The sequence below is a fragment of the Xanthobacter flavus genome, from assembly GCF_017875275.1.
Taxonomy (GTDB): Bacteria; Pseudomonadota; Alphaproteobacteria; order Rhizobiales; family Xanthobacteraceae; genus Xanthobacter; species Xanthobacter flavus_A.
The window spans coordinates 4,235,301-4,253,679 of the sequence record NZ_JAGGML010000001.1 but is presented as its reverse complement, the minus strand read 5'-3'; the positions used below and the strand labels follow the sequence as shown (position 1 = coordinate 4,253,679).

Annotated in this window: 14 protein-coding genes and 1 pseudogene; 11 read left to right on the top strand and 4 right to left on the bottom strand. The window is 67.5% G+C overall.

What is annotated here, in order from left to right:
- The first annotated feature begins 41 nt into the window (after positions 1–41).
- From J2126_RS20085 to J2126_RS20075, 3 genes are all read left to right on the top strand, one after another.
- The gene (locus tag J2126_RS20085) at positions 42–461 is read left to right on the top strand and encodes a CopG family transcriptional regulator (RefSeq protein ID WP_209488614.1); all 420 of its coding nucleotides are present in this window, start codon (positions 42–44) and stop codon (positions 459–461) included.
- 93 nt (positions 462–554) lie between these two features.
- Positions 555–1,805, top strand: a complete 1,251-nt coding sequence (locus tag J2126_RS20080; protein ID WP_209488613.1) for an extracellular catalytic domain type 1 short-chain-length polyhydroxyalkanoate depolymerase — start codon at positions 555–557, stop codon at positions 1,803–1,805.
- 140 nt (positions 1,806–1,945) lie between these two features.
- Entirely contained in the window at positions 1,946–2,167 is a 222-nt protein-coding gene (locus J2126_RS20075; protein WP_209488612.1) for a hypothetical protein, read from the top strand.
- Positions 2,168–2,817: 650 nt separating this feature from the next.
- Here J2126_RS20075 and J2126_RS20070 read toward each other — a convergent pair.
- Entirely contained in the window at positions 2,818–4,158 is a 1,341-nt protein-coding gene (locus J2126_RS20070) for an ATP-binding protein (protein WP_209488611.1), read from the bottom strand.
- Positions 4,155–4,817, bottom strand: a complete 663-nt coding sequence (locus J2126_RS20065) for a response regulator (protein WP_209488610.1) — start codon at positions 4,815–4,817, stop codon at positions 4,155–4,157. The genes J2126_RS20070 and J2126_RS20065 overlap by 4 nt, the downstream gene beginning before the upstream one ends.
- A 76-nt stretch (positions 4,818–4,893) precedes the next feature.
- On the opposite strand from J2126_RS20065, the gene dsbD reads away from it, so the two are divergent.
- Genes dsbD through J2126_RS20050 form a run of 3 tightly spaced genes read left to right on the top strand, consistent with a single transcriptional unit; the run spans position 4,894 to position 8,067 of the window.
- Positions 4,894–6,729 carry a protein-disulfide reductase DsbD gene (dsbD, locus tag J2126_RS20060; RefSeq protein WP_209488609.1) on the top strand — a complete coding sequence of 612 codons (1,836 nt, stop codon included), beginning with the start codon at positions 4,894–4,896 and terminating at the stop codon, positions 6,727–6,729.
- A 22-nt stretch (positions 6,730–6,751) separates the two neighbouring features.
- The gene (locus J2126_RS20055; RefSeq protein WP_209488608.1) at positions 6,752–7,381 is read left to right on the top strand and encodes a DsbA family protein; all 630 of its coding nucleotides are present in this window, start codon (positions 6,752–6,754) and stop codon (positions 7,379–7,381) included.
- An 8-nt stretch (positions 7,382–7,389) separates the two neighbouring features.
- Positions 7,390–8,067, top strand: coding sequence for a L,D-transpeptidase (locus tag J2126_RS20050; RefSeq protein ID WP_209488607.1), 678 nt, complete (start codon positions 7,390–7,392; stop codon positions 8,065–8,067).
- 136 nt (positions 8,068–8,203) lie between these two features.
- Here the strand turns inward: J2126_RS20050 and J2126_RS20045 are convergent, their stop codons facing one another.
- Together J2126_RS20045 and J2126_RS20040 are read right to left on the bottom strand one after the other, a co-directional pair.
- Positions 8,204–10,294 (bottom strand): c-type cytochrome, encoded by a 2,091-nt coding sequence (locus tag J2126_RS20045; RefSeq protein WP_209488606.1) that lies wholly within the window; start codon positions 10,292–10,294, stop codon positions 8,204–8,206.
- A 1,025-nt stretch (positions 10,295–11,319) separates the two neighbouring features.
- Positions 11,320–11,650, bottom strand: a pseudogene (locus J2126_RS20040) (transposase); the annotation flags it as partial.
- On the opposite strand from J2126_RS20040, the gene J2126_RS25855 reads away from it, so the two are divergent.
- The 5 genes from J2126_RS25855 (at position 11,597) to J2126_RS20015 (ending at position 18,360) form a co-directional block, all read left to right on the top strand.
- Positions 11,597–12,352 (top strand): RNA polymerase sigma factor, encoded by a 756-nt coding sequence (locus J2126_RS25855; protein WP_348634352.1) that lies wholly within the window; start codon positions 11,597–11,599, stop codon positions 12,350–12,352. The pseudogene J2126_RS20040 and the gene J2126_RS25855 sit on opposite strands and share 54 nt — an antisense overlap.
- A 28-nt stretch (positions 12,353–12,380) precedes the next feature.
- Positions 12,381–13,346 carry a FecR family protein gene (locus tag J2126_RS20030; RefSeq protein WP_209488605.1) on the top strand — a complete coding sequence of 322 codons (966 nt, stop codon included), beginning with the start codon at positions 12,381–12,383 and terminating at the stop codon, positions 13,344–13,346.
- Positions 13,347–13,551: 205 nt separating this feature from the next.
- Positions 13,552–15,951 carry a TonB-dependent siderophore receptor gene (locus J2126_RS20025; RefSeq protein WP_209488604.1) on the top strand — a complete coding sequence of 800 codons (2,400 nt, stop codon included), beginning with the start codon at positions 13,552–13,554 and terminating at the stop codon, positions 15,949–15,951.
- A 367-nt stretch (positions 15,952–16,318) separates the two neighbouring features.
- Positions 16,319–17,041, top strand: a complete 723-nt coding sequence (locus tag J2126_RS20020; RefSeq protein ID WP_209488603.1) for a response regulator — start codon at positions 16,319–16,321, stop codon at positions 17,039–17,041.
- Positions 17,038–18,360 carry an ATP-binding protein gene (locus tag J2126_RS20015; protein ID WP_209488602.1) on the top strand — a complete coding sequence of 441 codons (1,323 nt, stop codon included), beginning with the start codon at positions 17,038–17,040 and terminating at the stop codon, positions 18,358–18,360. Before J2126_RS20020 ends, J2126_RS20015 begins: the two co-directional genes overlap by 4 nt.
- Positions 18,361–18,379: the final 19 nt, after the last annotated feature.

The following is an 18,379-nucleotide window of genomic DNA, read 5'->3' as shown; positions in this document are numbered from 1 at the left end:
AGGGCCATCTACCATCCACACAGATGGTTTAGGGATGGAAAATGGCCCACAAGGTGCAGGAGCTCAGGCCGCGGCAGGCGGAGAGCGAGAAGATCACCATCAACCTTGGTTACGTCGACCTGGGCCAGGTGGACCTTCTGGTGCGCGAAGGGTTTTATTCCAACCGCACGGATTTCATCCGCACCGCGATCCGCAATCAGATCGAACGCCATGATGAGGCTCTGAAAAAATCGCTGAGCCGGCATCAGCTGGACCTGGGTCTGCGGCGTTATAGCCGCAAGGATCTTGAGGCCGCGCACAATTCCGGCGAGATGCTCCATATCCATGTGCTCGGTATGGCGGTCATCGAGGAGGATGTTTCGCCCGAGCTGGCGCGGTCCACCATCGCCTCTCTGCAGATTCTCGGGGCTCTTCAGGCCAGCGCGGGTGTCAAGGCGGCGCTGGCCGATCGGATCTGCTGACGACCTGAACTCGCCAATGCTGGAGAATTCCAGCCTTTCACCGCAGGGCCGGCTCCTGCGCTTTGTCCGAATGAACTCGTGGAGCCGCACCAGATGGCCAGACAATTCAAGATCGACGTGTTGGAAGCCACACGCCTCACCCGCCAGGGCCGGCTCGAAGAAGCCATGACCGTCCTGCGTGACGGCCTTTCCAACTCCCCTGACACCGATCGGCCTGCCGAGGCGGACGCGGGCACACCGATCGTTGACCTCGTTCCGCCTTCGCCGGAAACCGGCAGCGCCTGGACTGCGCCTGCAGCCACAACGGCTGCCCCTGTCCATGTCGACCACGTCGCCGCCCGGCCCGCCTCCTGGCTGGACGGAATGCTGGATCTGGTCCTTGACGCCAGCCCCTCTGCCCGCCTCAAGGCGAGGAGACCGCGCGTGGCCACGCAGGTGCCGGTGCCGGAAGGTGCAAGCTTCGAGGAACGCAGTTTTGCCAACCAGGCGGGCCGCCGATCCTACAAACTCTATGTACCCCGGACCCTGGCAGGTGAGGCGGTGCCGCTCGTGGTGATGCTGCACGGCTGCACCCAGTCCCCGGACGACTTCGCGGCCGGCACGCGCATGAACGAGCTGGCGGAGGAGCATGGCTTTATCGTCGCTTATCCAGCGCAGAGCCATGATGCCAACGCCTCCGGCTGCTGGAACTGGTTCAATGCGGGCGATCAGAAGCGCGACCGGGGCGAGCCCTCGCTGATTGCCGGCATCGCGCGCCAGATCATGGACGAGTTCCCGGTCGACCCGGACCGGGTATTTGCCGCCGGCCTGTCCGCCGGGGGTGCGACGGCAGCGATCATGGGCGCGACCTATCCCGATCTCTTCCGCGCCATTGGTGTGCATTCCGGACTGGCGTGCGGTGCCGCCCGCGACATGCCTTCCGCCTTCGCGGCGATGCGCCAGGGCGGCAGTCCCGCGGCGCACCGAAGCGATGGGGTCGTCGTGCCCACCATTGTCTTTCACGGTGACGGCGACAGGACGGTCCATCCGGTGAACGGCACGCAGGTGGTGGCGCAGGCAGCCGCGCAGGCGCAGGGGGAAATGAAGTTCCGGACGACGGTCACCTCCGGCCAGTCTCCGGGCGGCGTGGCTTACACCCGGGAAGTCCACAGCGATGCCGCGGGGAATGGGGTGCTGGAAAACTGGGTGCTCCACGGCGCCGGTCATGCTTGGTCCGGCGGCAGCCCGTCGGGATCCTTTACCGATCCGAACGGGCCGGACGCGAGCCGCGAAATGGTGCGCTTCTTCCTGAAGAGCAGCCGCGCCGAGCGCACGCGGCTGGCAGCGATTAGGCCTCGGCGCTGACGGGGCGAGATTTGCGTGATACCCCGTCACGCTCTCGGCCTCGCCCCATCGCATTCCGCGCGCCTCGACTGGATGGGGGCCTACTGCCATGGGCATGGCTCGCGGTCGATCTCGCGAGGCGCACGTCCAAGAAAGACGACATGGGCTCCGCATATTTCCCGAATCCACGTCGTCTTCCGGCAGGTGGTGAGCTGGACTGGCGCGGCATCGGGCCAGACCTGCCCGTGCTCTCCTCCATCGACTGGCGCGCGGCCGCCCTCTCCGCGATGGCGATAATCGCCATGTTCCGGCTCAGGCTCGGGATGCTTCCCACACTCGCGGCTTGTGGCGTGGCGGGGATGGTGCTCGCAGCGCTGGGCTAGGTGAGCCCGGCCGTCGGTCCCGGCGGCACTGCCCTTGTGGACAACAAGGCAATCTCCGCGCGGATCTTGAACCGGGTATGGGAGGCGGCCTGAGTGGCCGTCGTTCTGTCCCTTCGCGCCAGATCCCGGCAGTTCGCCGGATAGTGCCATCGAGGAGCATCGCTCCGATTTGTTGGCATTTGTGTTGGCACCAACTTGATATAGGACTGAAATTTATAACTATTTTCAACTAGATATGTGAGAATTGAGGCGCCCTCATCCGGCACCATTTAAGCATTTGATATATAAAGAAAAATCAGACGGCGAGATATTGAAGTCGGATAGGTCGCCCCGCGTCGCCACCGAAGTCAAAGTACAGATGAGTGAAGAAGGAGGCGGTGATCCAACCCTCGCACCGGCCTGTGGAGCCGGAGGTCGGGGGTTCGAGCCCACCCAGCTGTCCCATTTAACGCCTTATAACACCTGAGTTTTTAGGTAGACAAGCGTAGTGGCTGGAACAGGCAACGGAGCGCAAACGGCTCCTGGGTCGGAAATTTTTTAGGCCGAGAATTGTCCGGAACACCGGTGTTCCCCTGTTCCATCCCAGTGCAGGTCGAATCGAGCGGCAGGCGGCGATTGTTCGCCTGGGCCGGAGCCGCCATTGCCGGAATTCAGGTGCGCGACCAAATGATCGTGGCTCTCAGCCCCTGTCGATCAGGGCGGTTTTCCAGCGTGAGCCGGGCGCCGGCGCGGGCGGCCGCCATGGTGGCGATGGTGAGCCCCAGGCCGCTTCCCGCCCCGCTGCGGCTGCGGCCCCGGTAGAAGCGGCGCGTCACCAGCGGCAGCTCGTCTTCGGGAATGCCCGGCCCGTCATCCTCCACGCACAGCCCGCCGGCGCAGGGGCGCCAGGAGATGGTGCCGCCGCCGGCCGCATGCTCGACGGTGTGCTCCACCGCGTTCTCGTGCAGGTTCCGCAGCATCAGGTGCAGCGCCTCGCGGTCGCCCTTCAGCTTCACTCCGTCGAGGGCGTGGTCCACCACCACATGCGCCGTGGCAGGCTTCGACGTCTGGCGCACGATGTCGCGCAGCAACGCCCCGGCCTCCGTCTCGCCGGAAGCTTCGAGCGACGGGGATGGCGTGCCTTCGAGCTTGGCGAGCGCCAGCAGCTGCCGCACGAGGCGGGTGGTGCGGTCCACCGAGACGAGGATCTGCCGCAGTGCGCCCTCGCGCGTCGGTGCATCATGTGCCGCCAACGCGATCTGGGCCTGCGTCTTCAGACCGGCGAGGGGCGTGCGCAATTCGTGCGCGGCGAAGGCCGTCACGTCCCGCTCCTGCCGCCGCGCGGCCTCCACCTTGGCGAACAGGCCGTTGATGGCCTCCAGCAGCGGGCGGATTTCGGCCGGGGCCGCCGCCGGCGCCACGGGGCGCATGTCCTCGCCGTCACGGGCGGCGATGTCGCCGGCCACCGCATGGAGCGGCGCCAGACCCCGGCCGACGCTGATCCAGATGAGGAGGCCGAGCAGCGGCACGATGAAGATCACCGGCGCCAGCAGCCCCGCCACCAGATCGCGCACCAGCCGGTCACGCAGGCCGATGCGGTCGCCCACCATGACCCGCACGCCCTTGTCCGGATCGAGGATGGTATAGACCCGCCACGGCTCGCCGTTCACCGTGCGCTCGGAGAAGCCTTCCGCGGGCCCCGCCAGCGCCTCCTCCGGCGCGCCGCCGGATTTCGCCACGAGGCGCCCGTCCAGCGACCAGATCTGGCACGAGAGCTGGCGCTCGTAGCCGGCCTCAGGCGGCGCCGTCGCCTGCGCCACGGCCTCGGCGGCCGCGATGTTGCCGCCGGCCACCAGCGAATGGACCATGCGCGCCGCCTCCTGCAGGCGGGTGTCCAGCACATGCTCCAGCTCGCTGCGGCTCGAGGCGTAGATCCAGCCGGTTGCGCACAGCCAGATGACGCCCGTTGCCGCCAGCAGGATCAGCACCAGCCTGCGCTTGAGCGAGGTCATGCCGGCCCCCTGACGCGATAGCCGAGGCCGCGCACGGTCTCGATGGTCTCGCGGCCGACCTTGGCCCGAAGATTGTGGATGTGCACCTCCACGGCGTTGCTCTCCACCTCCTCCTGCCAGCCATAGAGCCGCTCCTCGATCTCCATGCGGGAGCGGATCACGCCCGGCCGCTCCATCAGGGTGGAGAGCACCGCGAATTCGCGCCGCGACAGGGCGATGGGTCGCCCGTCGAGCGTCGCGGCGAGGGTCGCGGGATCGAGCACCAGCGTCCCCACTTTGAGCAGCGGGCCGGCCCGGCCGTGGCCGCGGCGGGCGATGGCGCGCACGCGGGCATTCAATTCATCGAGGTCGAACGGCTTGCCGAGATAGTCATCGGCGCCGCCATCGAGGCCGCGCACTCGGTCAGGCGCCTCGTCGAGGGCGGTGAGCAGGAGGACGGGCGTCGCGTCGCCTTGCGCGCGCAGGCCGGCGAGCACGTCGAGGCCGGAGCCGTCCGGGAGCATCACGTCGAGCACCACCGCATCGAAGCGCGCGGCCGCGAGCGCCGCCCGCGCATCGGCGCAGGTCGTCGCATCGTCCACCGTCGCCCCGGCGAGGCCGAGCCCCACCTTGAGGCCGTCCATCAGGACCGGGTCGTCCTCGACGACCAGTATGCGCATCACACCGCTCTCCTTGCCCCTTCCCTTCTACCCCGACCTTAAGGCCCGCTTAAGGTGGGCATCCGAGGGAGCGTTCATGGTCGCGAACACGCTCCGCTCTCCCCTCTCCCCCCTCCGCCGCGCGCTCGCCGCGCTGGGGCTCATCGTGCTGTCAGCCATCGGCGCCGTCCCTGCGCTGGCGCAGGGCCGCATCCTGAAGGCGGACGAGGCTTTCACCGTCACCGCATCACGGGCGACGGACGGCAGCCTGTCCCTGAGCTGGCGTATCGCGCCGGGCACCTATCTCTATCGCGAGAGCCTGAAGGCCGGGATGGGGGGCGCATCCGTCGCCCTCGCTTTGCCGTCCGGCGAGGAGAAGGACGATCCGAATTTCGGGCCGGTGGACATCTATCACCGCGCGGTGACGGCGGTGGCCACCGGCCTGCCGGCGACAGGGGCGCTGGACGTTACCTTCCAAGGCTGTGCCGAGCAGGGCGTCTGCTACCCCGCCGTGACACGGCGCGTGGATCTGGCGACGCTCGCCGTAACCCCCGCCCGTCCGCCTGCCGACGCCTCGCCCGCGCAGGACCAAGGGAGCACCGCGTCCCCCCGCGAACCGGCCGCAGCGGCCGAGCCCGCCGCACAACCGGCCGCCATGGATGCACTGTTCCACAGGGGCTTGCTGCCCCTCCTCGGCGCCTTCTTCGGCCTCGGCCTGCTGCTCGCCTTCACCCCCTGCGTCTTCCCCATGCTGCCGATCCTCTCCGGCATCCTCGCCGGCGGCGGAGCGAAGCCGACACCGGCGCGCGGCCTCGCCTTGTCCGGCGCCTATGGCCTTGCCATGGCCGCCGCCTATGGCGTGCTCGGCATGGGCGCGGCCTGGACCGGCGCGAACCTTCAGGCGGCTTTGCAGACGCCATGGGCCATAGGACTGATGGCTGCCGTGTTCGTCGCGCTGGCCGGCGCCATGTTCGGCCTCTTCGATCTTGCCGTCCCCTCCGCGCTGGCGGCGCGGCTGCCGTCGGGCGGGCGCGGCTCCATCGCGGGAGCAGCCGGCCTCGGCTTCGCCTCGGCGCTGGTGGTGGGGCCATGCGTGACGCCGCCGCTTGCCGCCGCCATGCTCTATGCGGCGCAGACGGGGGATGCGGGGCGGGGCGGCTCCGCTTTGTTCATGCTCGGCCTCGGCATGGCGGCGCCGCTGGTGGCGGTGGGGGCGTTCGGCGCGCAGATCCTGCCCCGCTCGGGACGCTGGCTTCTCGCCATCAAGCACGGCTGCGGCGTGCTCTTCCTCGCCATCGCCGCCTGGCTCGCGGCGCGCGTGCTGCCCGACGCGGCGGGGCTGGCCCTCTACGGCCTTCTCGCGATCGGCCTCGGCGTGTTCGCCGGCGGCTTCGATGCGCTGACGTCCGACGCCGATGCCGGCCGCCGGATAGGCGAAACCTTAGGCAAGACGGCGGGCATCGCCGCCGTGGCGGGTGGTCTCCTGCTGCTGGTCGGCGCGGCCGGCGGCGCGAGCGATCCGCTGCGCCCCCTCGGCTTTCTCGCCGCGCCCTCCCGCCCCGCCGCCGCGGAAGTGCGGGAGGTGCGGGTGTCGTCCCCCGCGGCGTTGAGGCAGGCGCTCGCCGCCGCAGGTCAGGACGGCCGGCCCACCCTCGTCTCCTTCACCGCCGACTGGTGCACGGTCTGCAAGTCCAACGAGGCGACGATGGCCGAGCCGGCCGCAGCCGCGCGCCTGTCCGGGCTGGACCGCATCGCCGTGGACGTGACCCGGTATGGCGACGGCGCGCAGGCCCTCATGGGCCGCTACCAGGTCATCGGCCCGCCCACCTTGTTCCTCCTCGATCCCGCTGGCCGCGAGGTGCCGGGATCGCGCCGCGTGGGCGCGCTGACCGGCGCCGACATCGACCACCTCGCCACCAAAGCGGGCCTCTGACCCCATGACCGAAGGACGACCCATGCGACGCAGGGACTTCATCCGCATCGCCGCGCTCACGGCGCTCGTGCCGGCCGCGCTGGCGGGCGCAGGCGGGGCACGGGCGGAAGGCGTCGACGTCAACGCCATCCTCCGCGACCCGGCCGCGCCGACCTTCGGCAATGCGGACGGCGATGTCACCATCGTCGCCTTCCTCGACTACAACTGCCCCTTCTGCAAGAAATCGGCGCCGGACCTTGCCCGCGTGGTGAAGGAGGACGGGCACATCCGCCTCGTCTACAAGGATTGGCCGGTCCTCACCGAGGCTTCAGTCTACGGCGCGCAGCTGGCCCTCGCGGCCACCTATCAGGACCGGTACGAGACCGTCCACAACGCGCTGATGTCGATCCCCGGCCGTCGCATCGACGAGCCGACCATGCTGAAGGCGGTGGCCGGCTCGGGCGTCGATCTCGACCGGCTGATGGCGGATCTGAACGCGCACATCGCGGACATCGGCGCGCTCCTGAAGCGCAATGCCGCGCAGGCGGATTCCCTCGGCCTCAGCGGCACGCCCACCTATCTGGTCGGCCCTCTGCTCGCCTCGACCCTCGACTATGCCAGCTTCAAGCGCGCCGTTGCCGAAGCCCGCCACCGCCAGACCGCGGGGGAATGATGCCGAACTTGGATCTTCTCTTGGCCGCCAACGTGCTCTCCCGTCGCAGCCTGTTCACCACTCTCGTCCTGCCGCTGGCCCTCGGTGCCTGCGTGACCACACAGGAGGAGATGCCGGTGAAGGCGCCGCGCATCGCGCCGACCGATGCGGCGCGCTATGGCGCGCTGGAGGACGGTGGCTTCCGCATCCCCGCCGCCGACCCGGACGACATCAAGCCGCGCAACGTCCGCCAGCTGGTGAGTAATCCCACCGGACAGGAGCCGGGCACGCTGGTGGTCGATCCCCGGAACCGCTTTCTCTATCTCGTGCAGGAGAACGGCAAGGCGCTGCGCTATGGCGTGGGCGTCGGCCGCGAAGGGCTCGAATTCTCCGGCACGGCGAATGTGGGCAACAAGCGCGAATGGCCGAGCTGGCGGCCCACCGACGCCATGATCGCGCGCGAACCCGTCAAGTATCGCCCTTGGGCCGGTGGCATGGCTGGCGGCGAGACCAATCCGCTGGGCGCCCGCGCCCTCTATCTGTTCAAGGATGGCAAGGACACGCTCTACCGCATCCACGGCACCAACGAGCCCTGGACCATCGGCGAGGCGGTCTCCTCCGGCTGCATCCGCATGATGAACCAGGACGTGATCGACCTGTACCGCCGCGTGCCCAACGGCACGAAGGTGGTGGTGCTTCCCAGCTGAGTCCTCCAAGCCTGAGCGGCGCCTGAGCGAGGGCAACGCAACACTTTCACCCTTTCCGCCCGTCCAACGTCCCGCGACGGGGGGATGCGCGAGCGCCCGGACCCTGCACGGCCCGGGCGCTCGTTGTTTCAGGCGGTCAGTAGCGGGCGTCCGCCGGCTTCTTGTCCTTCGGCCAGTCGTTCACCTTGGGGGCGAAGTCCGGCCGCGGCATGTGGCTGAAGTATTCGGCCACATCCACCGCCTCCTGGTCGGTGAGGCCGCCCTGGCCCAGCGGGAATCCGCCGTGGAAGCCGATGGGCATGTTGCGCTTCACGAAGGCCGCAGCCGTGTAGGTGCGCGCCATGCCCGCGCCGATGTTGAAGGACTGGTCGCCCCAGAGCGGGGGATAGACGAAGGCGCCGGCGGCGTCCTTGATCCCCTCTCCGTTCGACCCGTGGCAGACGGCGCACTGGGCGGCGTAAACCTTGGCGCCGTTCTCCGTATCCGGCTTGATCGCCTGGCTGATCTTGCCGACGCCACGGCCCTCCACCTTGTCCTCGGGCTTCGTCTCCCGCTTCATCCAGTCGAAATAGGCGACCATGGCCTTCATGTCGTCGCCGTCCTTGGCGAGCGGCTTGCCGTTCATGGAGCGCAGGAAGCAGCCGTTGATGCGGTCTTCCAGCGTGATCTCCCGCCCGGCCCGGGGCGCGTAGCTGGGGAAGAAGGCGGAGACGCCCACATAGGGCGAGCCGTCGGCCACCGTGCCGGCATTGAGGTGGCAGCTGGAGCAGTTCAGCGCGTTGCCGACATTCTTCGGCAGCAGAGTGTGCGTCTCGGTGTTGAGGCGCATGCCGCGCACCAATTGGGCCGCATTGGGCTCATTGAGCACATCCGCGATGCGCGGCGTGTCGAAGGGCCGGGTGTCCACCTTGGGATCGAGCGTCGCGCGCGCAGCCTTCACCTCGCCGGCCGTGACCGGCGTGGCATTGCCGCCCCAGCTGGCGCGGACGAAGGAGAGGATGTCGGCGATCTCATCGTCCCCCAGCCGGGCGAAGCCGGGCATGGTGAAGACGCGGGCATGCGCCTGCGTCTGCGCCGTCGCCCAGCCGGTCAGGGTGATGTGGACGAGCGTCGAGGCGTCCTTGGCCGAAACGGTCGGATTGCCGGCGAGCGGCGGGAACACCTTGGCGACGCCCTCCCCGTTCAGGCGATGGCAATCGGCGCAGAACTGGGCATAGGCCAGCCCGCCGCGGGTGGTGAACATCGCGGCCGGAACACCCGTGTCCGGCATGACCGGCGTCCGCCGGCGGGGCTGGTCGGTGGGCAGGCCATCCAGATAGGTGGCGATGGCCACGAGATCGGCGTCGGTGAAGTTCTGGGTGGAGTTGTGGATCACCTCGGTCATGGAGCCGGAGACGGTGCCGAAGCGGTTCTGTCCGGTCTTCAAGAGCTCCACCGTGTCATCCACGTCGCCGAGGCCGCGCAGGTTGACCGCGTTCCATTCCTCGACCTTTGAGCCGGCGAGGAACATGTCGCCGCTGCCGTCCGTGTCGGACATGGCGCGCTCCTGGAAGCCGATGCCCCGCGGCGTATGGCAGGCGCCGCAATGGCCGAGCCCCTGCACCAGATAGGCGCCGCGATTCCACACCTCGCTTTTGCCGGCATCGGCGACGAAGGGGTGGGTGTCGAGGAACATCTCGTTCCAGAAGGCGAGCGTCCAGCGCTGGTTGAAGGGGAAGCCGATCCCGGACGGCCGGTTAGGGCTATCCACCGGCGCCACTCCCTTCATGAGGTAGACGTAGAGCGCATACATGTCGTCCGGCGACATCTTCGCATAGGACGGGTACGGCATGGCCGGGTACATGTGGGTGCCGTCGGCGGTCACGCCCTTACGCATGGCGCGGTCGAAGGCGCCGAAGCTGTAGCGGCCGATGCCGGTCTTCGGATCGGGTGTGATGTTGGTGGAATAGAGCATGCCGAACGGCGTCTCCAGCCCGCGCCCGCCGGCCATGGGCTTCCCGTCCGCCGTGGTATGGCAGGCGACGCAGTCGCCCAGTTCGGCGATGTACTTGCCGCGCGCCACCAGCTCCGGGGCCGCCGCCTGCGGCAGCGTGCGGCCGCCATCATCGATGCGCGGCGGGGAGACGATCCACCCGAAAACCGCCGCGCCAACCACCGCAACGCCGGCCGCGGCCGCCGCGAGCGTCTTCAATCGCGGCCTGCGCCGGATTGTACCTTCGTCGTTCATGGAACGACCTCCTGTCCTGGCCGCGCCCCGAAAGCACGCACGAACCCTTCCAGAGAAACGGCTTCCCGTCCCTCCGGCGATTCGCGGCTGCTGTCGCGCCGCCCTCCAAGTCCCGCGCGGCGACACTATTCCCGCACCGCAGCAGGGCATTGACGCATCGCAACTGTAGAATTTCGCGATGGCGATGGTGACGCTGACTGCGCATATTTCGACCTTCAAGAAACAGCGATCGTCCCCGACACCCTACTGGATCGCACGCGCCTGGCCCCGGCGCGGATGGCATCTCGCTGTCCTATCTGGCCGGCTTCGGCTTCAACCGGCTCTCAGCCTGGTGCCCAAGCTGCCGCGTCGCCGCGCACATGGCGTTCGCCGACCTTTATGCCGAGATCTCGAACGCGCGCCGGAGGATCTGGGCAGCGTCTTGTCGTGCCCGGACTGCGCAACGCCGCGGGCTGTTTCCGCCATGGCGGAGAAGGAGGTGCGGACTGCATGAGCGCCGACTACGAGACCATCGCCTATTGATGGAATTACTGCGGCCTGTTGAATGCCCTGAAGGCGCGGCGGAAGGAGCTCGGCCTGTCCCAGCTCGAAGTCGACGACAAGGCCGGCCTCCAGGATGGCTATTGCGGCAAGCCGGAGGCCTGGGATCGTGACAGCGGCCGCCGGCTTGGGTCTCGCTCGATCTGTTGCTCGACACCTTTGGCTTCGGCCTCGTCCTGTTTGAAACGCGCCCTCCTTCCGGACGGCCCGAGCATGACCCGTCACAGCTCGGGCTCTCACTCGAGGGCGGCGGGATGCGCCGGCACCGGACGGGGAATTCGTCCGTCTCCCTGGCCGCAACCGAAGGCGGGAAGCCAAAGCGGTTCCGGGCGGCCCTGAACGCTGAGATGGCTGCGTTCAAAACATCGCAGCGTCCCCGCAACGTCTACCGCCTCGCCGAGTTGAGGGATCAGAACGAGGCCAAGGGCGCGGCGGTTCAGGCCATCCGAGCACTGGAGGAGCTGGCGCAGCAGGCAGAGGCCGCGCCGCCGTTCGCTCATCCCATGGGCTTCCATAAGGTAGGCGACAGCTCTGCGCTCGGCAGCGGACTTCACCACTTCTTTCCCAGCAGATCCTTCAGCGCGACGTCGTCCAGCATGGCGTCGGCCAGCATGCACTTCAGCTTGGCGTTTTCATCCTTGAGCGCCCACAACCGTTTGGCCTCCGGCGCGTCCATCCTGCCGAAACGGGCTTTTCACTTGTAAATGCCGCGTCACTGAACCCGTGCTTGCGACACAGCTCCGAGACCGGCACCCCGGCCTCGTGCTCCTTCAGGATGCCGATGATCTGCTTTTTCGTGAAGCGGCTGCGCCTCATGTTCTGGCCCTCTCAGTGGGCCAGAACGAACTTCGATCTGAATTAGCCAAGAGGGGCAACGTCAGGTTTCTTCTTACACCACCTTATCATTACTCCAAATCATCGCGATTGCTCGCCTTCAGCGAAGCAGCTATCAATTTCGCTCTTCTTCACCGAATAGCCGCCTGCCCCGCCACGATGATTGCGAAAACTGACACCGGCGGCGATCTGATGCTCGCCTACATGCGCCAATGGCATGAGTTGCGAACCCAACTCAGTCGACGCGTCGGTTCGCGGGACCTTGCCGAAGAGGCCCTTCAAGAGACGTGGCTGCGGCTTGCCGGCATGGGGCAGGCTCCAGTGGGGGTGCGTGACTGCCACGCTTTCCTCCTGCGCATCGCTGGCAACATCGCCATCGACCTGCTGCGGCGAGAACGCCGTCATGCCGCCCGGCAGATCAGCGACGACGCAGTGCTACGCGAGATTGCCGATGCCACGCCCTCTCCGGAAGCCTATGCGTTGCACCGCGACGAATTGCGGGTGCTGGTACGTGCCCTTGCCGAGTTGGGGCAGAAGCCCCGGGCCGCATTGCTGTTTAGCCGGTGCGACGGGCTGACACATGCAGAGATCGGCGCGCGCTTGAAAGTCTCCGACAGCATGGTCGCGAAATATCTGGTTCAAGCCCTACGGCACTGCCGCGACAGGCTGCGAGCATTGGACTAGCTTCGGCACGTTGCTTCGGTATCCGCGCATGACGCCCACGCCCCGCTCCGTCTCGCCCGCGTTCGCCCGCGCACCCATTGCGGCAAGCGATCGCGCCATCGAATGGCTCGTGCGCATCCATTCCGGGGCACCGGGGGCGGAAGCGGAGGCGCAGGCTTTCGCGCGCTGGCGCGCCGAGAGCCCCGAACACGAGGCGGCGGCGCGCGAGGCCGAGGCGCTCTGGCACGGGCTCGGCGGCGCTGGAGCCGTCGCGCGGGATACGGCGCGCAAGACATCACGGGAAAAGATCACGCGCCGGGCGCTGATCGGTGGCGGGGCGTTCGCCGCGCTGGGCCTAGGCGCGCTCGCCGCCGGTACTATCCGCGATCGTCTCGCTGCCGACGTTGCTACCGGTGTCAACGAGGTGCGGGCGACGGACCTGCCGGACGGATCGCGCGTTCTGCTCAATGCGAGCACGGCGCTGGCGCTCGATTTTAGTGGGGCCGAGCGGGCCGTGAGGCTGCTCTCCGGGCAGGCCCTCTTCACCGTCGCGCGCGATCCGGACCGCCCTTTTGTCGTCACCGCCGCTGACGGGCGGACCCGCGCCCTCGGCACCGCCTTCGACGTGGACATGCAGCCCGACGGGGTAGTGGTGACAGTTGTGGAGGGCGGCGTCACCGTGGCAGTACGCGAGGGCAGCGTTACCCTGCGCGCCGACCAGAGCCTGCGCTATGATGCCCAAGGGCGCGCGATAGGCCCGCGGACGGTGAATGCCGACTCCGTCACCGCCTGGCGGCGCGGCAAGCTCATCTTCGATCGCCGGCCGCTGGTGGAGGTGGTGGCCGAGCTCCAGCGTCACACCCACGCACGCATCATCATTGCCAGCGGCCGCCTCAAGGGGCTTGAGGTGACCGGTGTGTTCGAACTGGCCGATCCCGGATCGGTGCTGGAGACCATCGAGCAGACGCTTCCGGTCCGCGTCGTGCGACTGCCGCTGCTCAACGTCATCCTCTGAGCGCAAAAAAATCGCACGCGCCGCTGCAAGGTCGCGGGCGTCGCTTCGTCCTTGTCTTCGAAGGTCCTGAACGGCGGCGCGCTGGTGGACCGGCCTGAAGGAGAAAGAGACGATGGCGGCGGGATGGGATCGGCGGTGGCAGGTGGATGGGACAGCTGGGCGGACGGCTTGGCTTTCAGGAACCGCCGTGTGCGCCATGCTGGCGATGATCTACCCCGGCCCAGGGCGCGCGCAGGAGGGCGCACCTGGCATCACCTTCAGCATTCCGGCACAGGACCTCGGGAGCGCGCTCACGACATTCGCTGACAAGGCCGGCCTTCGCCTTCTGTTCCCGTCAGATCTTGTGGCCGGACGCCGCGCGCCGGGACTCTCCGGCACCTATTCGCGCGATGCCGGGCTGGCACGCCTGCTGGCGGGTACGGGCCTGGTCTACCGCTTCACCAGCTCCAATACGGTGACCATCGCAGCGCCTCAGGCGCAGGGCGCAGCCGGCTCCGGCGAGGCTTGGCTCGGCACCGTGGACGTGGAGGGCGATAACGCCCAGCAGGTGGTGGCGCTCGAGACGTCGGCCGGGACCAAGACCGAGACGCCGCTCATCGACACCCCGCAATCCATCAGCGTGGTGACGCGGGCGGAAATGGACCAGCGCGGTGTGCAGGATTTCAATTCTGCCGTGGCTTACACCCCGGGCGTGCGGGCGGTGGACTATCCCGGCGGCCAAGGGATGCCGGACCTCTACATTCGCGGCTTCCGCGCTATCGATCAAAATGCCAATTACCGCGACGGCCTGCGCAATGGCTTCAACAACTATGACAGCGATATCGAGGTCTATGGCCTCCAGCGCCTGGACGTGGTCAAAGGGCCGACTTCGGCTCTCTACGGCGCCGGCACCCCGGGTGGCATCATCGACGCCGTCACCAAGCGCCCGACGGCCACGCCGTTGCACGAGATCGAGATCCTCGGCGGCAACTACGACCGCATCCAGGGCGCCTTCGATATCGGCGGGCCTGCGACCGAAGACGGCACCTGGCTCTATCGCGTCACCGGCCTGTTTCGGGACAGCGGCACGCAGATCGACTATTCCCCAGACAACCGCATCTACATCGCTCCCGCCGTTACCTGGCAGCCGAACGCCAATACCTCGCTCACCCTGCTGGCGAACTACCAGAAGACGGAAAAGGGCGGCTCGGAGCAGAGCATCCCCATGGCCAACAGCCTGTTTCAGCTGGGGCCGAAGATATCGCCCAGCCTCTATCTCGGTGCGCCCGGACTGAGCAGCTGGAACGTCGAGAACACTTCTGTCGGCTACGAGTTCAAGCACACGTTCGACAATGACTGGCAATTGGTACAGAACGCCCGGTACGCCCACGCCGATGTGGACTACAACACCGCCTGGGGCTGGGACTGGCCTATCGCGGTGGTAGACAACAAATATTACAATGTCGGCGTGCAGTTGCGACCCAAGGTTTCGGACAGCTTCCTGATCGACACCCATCTCTCCCGCCATTTCCAGACCGGGCCGGTGGCACACAAGATCCTGCTCGGCGTCGACGGGGGATGGTACAACGCCAGCGAAATCCGAACGAATTCCACCAACTACAACGCCATCAACATTTTCGCGCCGAACTATAATTTCATCTATACGTTCGGCCGCCCCTGGTCGGATACGGAGAGTACCATCTCCCAGATCGGGATCTACGCGCAGGATCAGATGACAATCAACAACTGGTTGCTCACTTTGAGTGGACGCCAGGATTGGGCGCGCAACGAGGAAGCAAATTATTACTCGCGCACCATCCTCGCAGACTACGGCTTTACGGACGAAGTTGTGGCGGCCAACTATTCCGCTTTCACATGGCGTGCGGGCCTGGGGTACAAGTTCGACAACGGCGTGATGCCCTATGCCAGCTACGCCACCTCCTTCCTGCCGGTGGCTGGGACGGATTTTCAGGGCCGGTCGTTCAAGCCAACGACCGGCGAGCAGTACGAGGCCGGCATCAAGTATGAGCCGCAGGGCTGGCGGGCCATGTTCACGGCGTCGGTGTTCCAGATCACCCAGCAGAACGTGCTCACCACGGATCCCATCAACGTGGGCTATTCGGTGCAGGACGGCGAAGTGCGCTCGCGAGGCATCGAGCTGGAGGCCAAGGCGAACGTCACCGCTAACCTCGATATCATCGCCTCCTTCACCTATCTCGACACGGTGGTGACGCAGGACAATCCCAACGACGCCGGCATAAGCAAGGTGGGCACCGCGCCGTCGGGCGTCCCGCACAACAGCGCCGCTCTATGGGCCTACTACACCTTCTACGAGGGAACTCTGGATGGGCTCGGCATCGGCGCCGGCCTTCGCTATGTCGGCAGTTCTTGGGCCGTCATGAACGATGCCAATGGCGGGCAGATCGCGATCCCAGGCTATGCGCTGGTGGACGCGTCTCTTCGCTACGACCTTGGCAAGCTCGATCATCAGCTACGCGGCGCCACCTTCTCGCTGTCGGGAACAAACATCTTCGACACGGAATACTACACTGCCGGCTTCTACTGGAACTCAGTGATCTATGGCACGCGCCGCACCGTCTACGCCTCATTGAATTATCGATGGTAGGAGCAGGGCGGCAGCAGCGAGTTCGATCTGCTCCAGGCAAGCTGAAGAGCCTGCACTTCGGTGAGACTGATCTGCGCGCCGAACCTACGCAGCCAGCGCGCAGGCTATGGCGGGCGCGATCCGCGAAGCGGAACTGACTTGAAGCACTTCGGCCGGCGTCCGGGACGCCGGGCGCCGGCAGCTGCTTTTCCATGGTAGCTTGGCGCGTCCGCCTCAAGCCCTGACACTGGGGCGAACGGAACCGGCAGACCGCCCTCATAGGTCGTCACCCTTCCGCCCCACCGACACCGACGCATACCTCCGGCGTGATGACGGTTGCGAAGGCTCGTCGAAGCTATAGAAATGCGGCTCCGAGGAGCGAGCGACCGTGTCCCCCGAAGGCCACATCCTCATCGTTGACGACGATGCCGAGATCCGGCGCCTGGCCGGCAAGTTCCTGCGCGAGCACGGGCACAAGGTCACGGCCGCGCACGATGCCCGCGAGATGCGGGAGGCGATGGCCGCCGGCACGGTGGACCTCGTGATTCTCGACGTCATGCTGCCGGGGGTGAGCGGGCTCGATTTGTGCCGGGACATCCGCCGCACCTCGAGTGTGCCCATCATCATGCTGACCGCCCGCGGCAGCGATGTGGACCGGATCGTCGGGCTGGAGCTGGGTGCCGACGATTACCTGGCGAAGCCCTTCAACCCGCGCGAGCTGCTCGCCCGCATCCATGCGGTGCTGCGGCGTATGCAGCCCCAAGGGACCGGCACGGGAGCGGGCGCGGCGAGCGGCGGGCGGCTCGCCTTCTCCGGCTGGACGCTCGATACCCGGCGGCGGGAGCTGACCAATCCGGGAGGCGCCATCGTCGATCTCTCCACCGGCGAATACGACCTGCTGCTGACCTTCCTCGAACACCCCCAGCGGGTGCTGACGCGCGACCAGTTGATGGACGCGGCCAAGAACCGCATCGCCACCGGCTTCGACCGGGCGATCGATATCCAGGTGAGCCGGCTGCGCAGGAAGCTCGATTCGAGCGGCGGGCCGGAGATGGTCAAGACGGTGCGCGGGACCGGCTATTTCTTCGTCCCGGAGGTGGCGCGCTCATGATCCGCGCCATCGACAGTCTCGCCCTGCGGACCGCAGTCGTGGCCGTGCTCGGAATCGTCGTCGTCCATGTGCTGAGCCTGTGGACCTACGAGCACGCCATCGAGCGCGAGCGCCATGCGGCACATGCCGTCCGCCTCGCAGATCAGGTCGTGGCGCTGCGCCGGTCGCTCGCCGCGACGCCGCCGGGCCAGCGCGAGGACGTGGCCCATGCGCTTTCCGGCGGCGCCATCGATGCCCATTGGGGCCGCGAGGCCATGGCCGCGACGGGGCCCCACGCTGACCCATCCGCCCAACGCCTCGCCGCCGAGGTGCGCGCGCTCGCACCGGACCTTGCCGCAGCGGACATTCTGGTTGGCGCCGGGCCCGATCCGCACCTCAGCCTCGTGGCCGTGCGCCTGCCCGACGGGAGCTGGCTGAACGTGCGCCTGTTTGCCTCGGTGCCGCAGACCGCCGGGGGGCACGGCTCCCTGCTCTCCACCACGCTGATGGCGGCGGGGGTGCTGCTCCTGTCCCTCGCCATTGCCGCGTGGCTCACGCGGCCTTTGCGGGCCATGGCGCGCACCGTCGCGGCCCTGCCACCGGACGCGGCGCGCATTCACCTGCCCGAGACGGGACCGAAAGAGGTGAGGGAGCTGGCCCATGCCTTCAACGGCATGCAGGCGCGCATCGCGGGACTGGTCGAGCGGCGCACCCAGGCCCTCGCGGCCGTCTCCCACGATCTGCGCACGCCCATGACGCGTCTGCGCTTCCGCCTCGAGGATGTGAGCGACCCGGCGCTGCGCGACGCCATCGCAGGGGATGTCGCGGAGATGGAGCAGATGGTCGAGGCCACACTTTCCTACCTGCGGGGCGAGGCGAGCGAAGAGCCGGTGCGGCCGCTCGATCTTGTGGCTTTGGTGGAAACCATCGTGGACGACGCGCGGGACCGGGGCCTGCGGGCCGATCTTTCGGCCCCGCCGCGCCTGGTCGTCGCAGGGCGGCTCGTCAGCCTGAAGCGGATGGTGGGCAATCTGGTGGAAAACGCGCTCGCCTATGGCGGCTCCGCGCATGTGTCCATCATGGACGAGGAATCCGATACCGTCCTGACGGTGCGGGACGAGGGAGCGGGGATTCCAGAGGACCAACTGGCCGCCGTGCTTGAGCCCTTCGTGCGGCTTGAGGCCTCGCGCAGCCGCGCCACTGGAGGCGTCGGGCTCGGCCTCACCATCGCGCATGCGGTGGCCGAGGCGCATGGAGGAACGCTGGCCCTCGCCAACGCCCCCGGCGGCGGCCTCGTCGCCATGGTGCGCCTGCCCAAGGTCCAGGCTGAAACAAACTGATACAGAAGCGATACGCGGC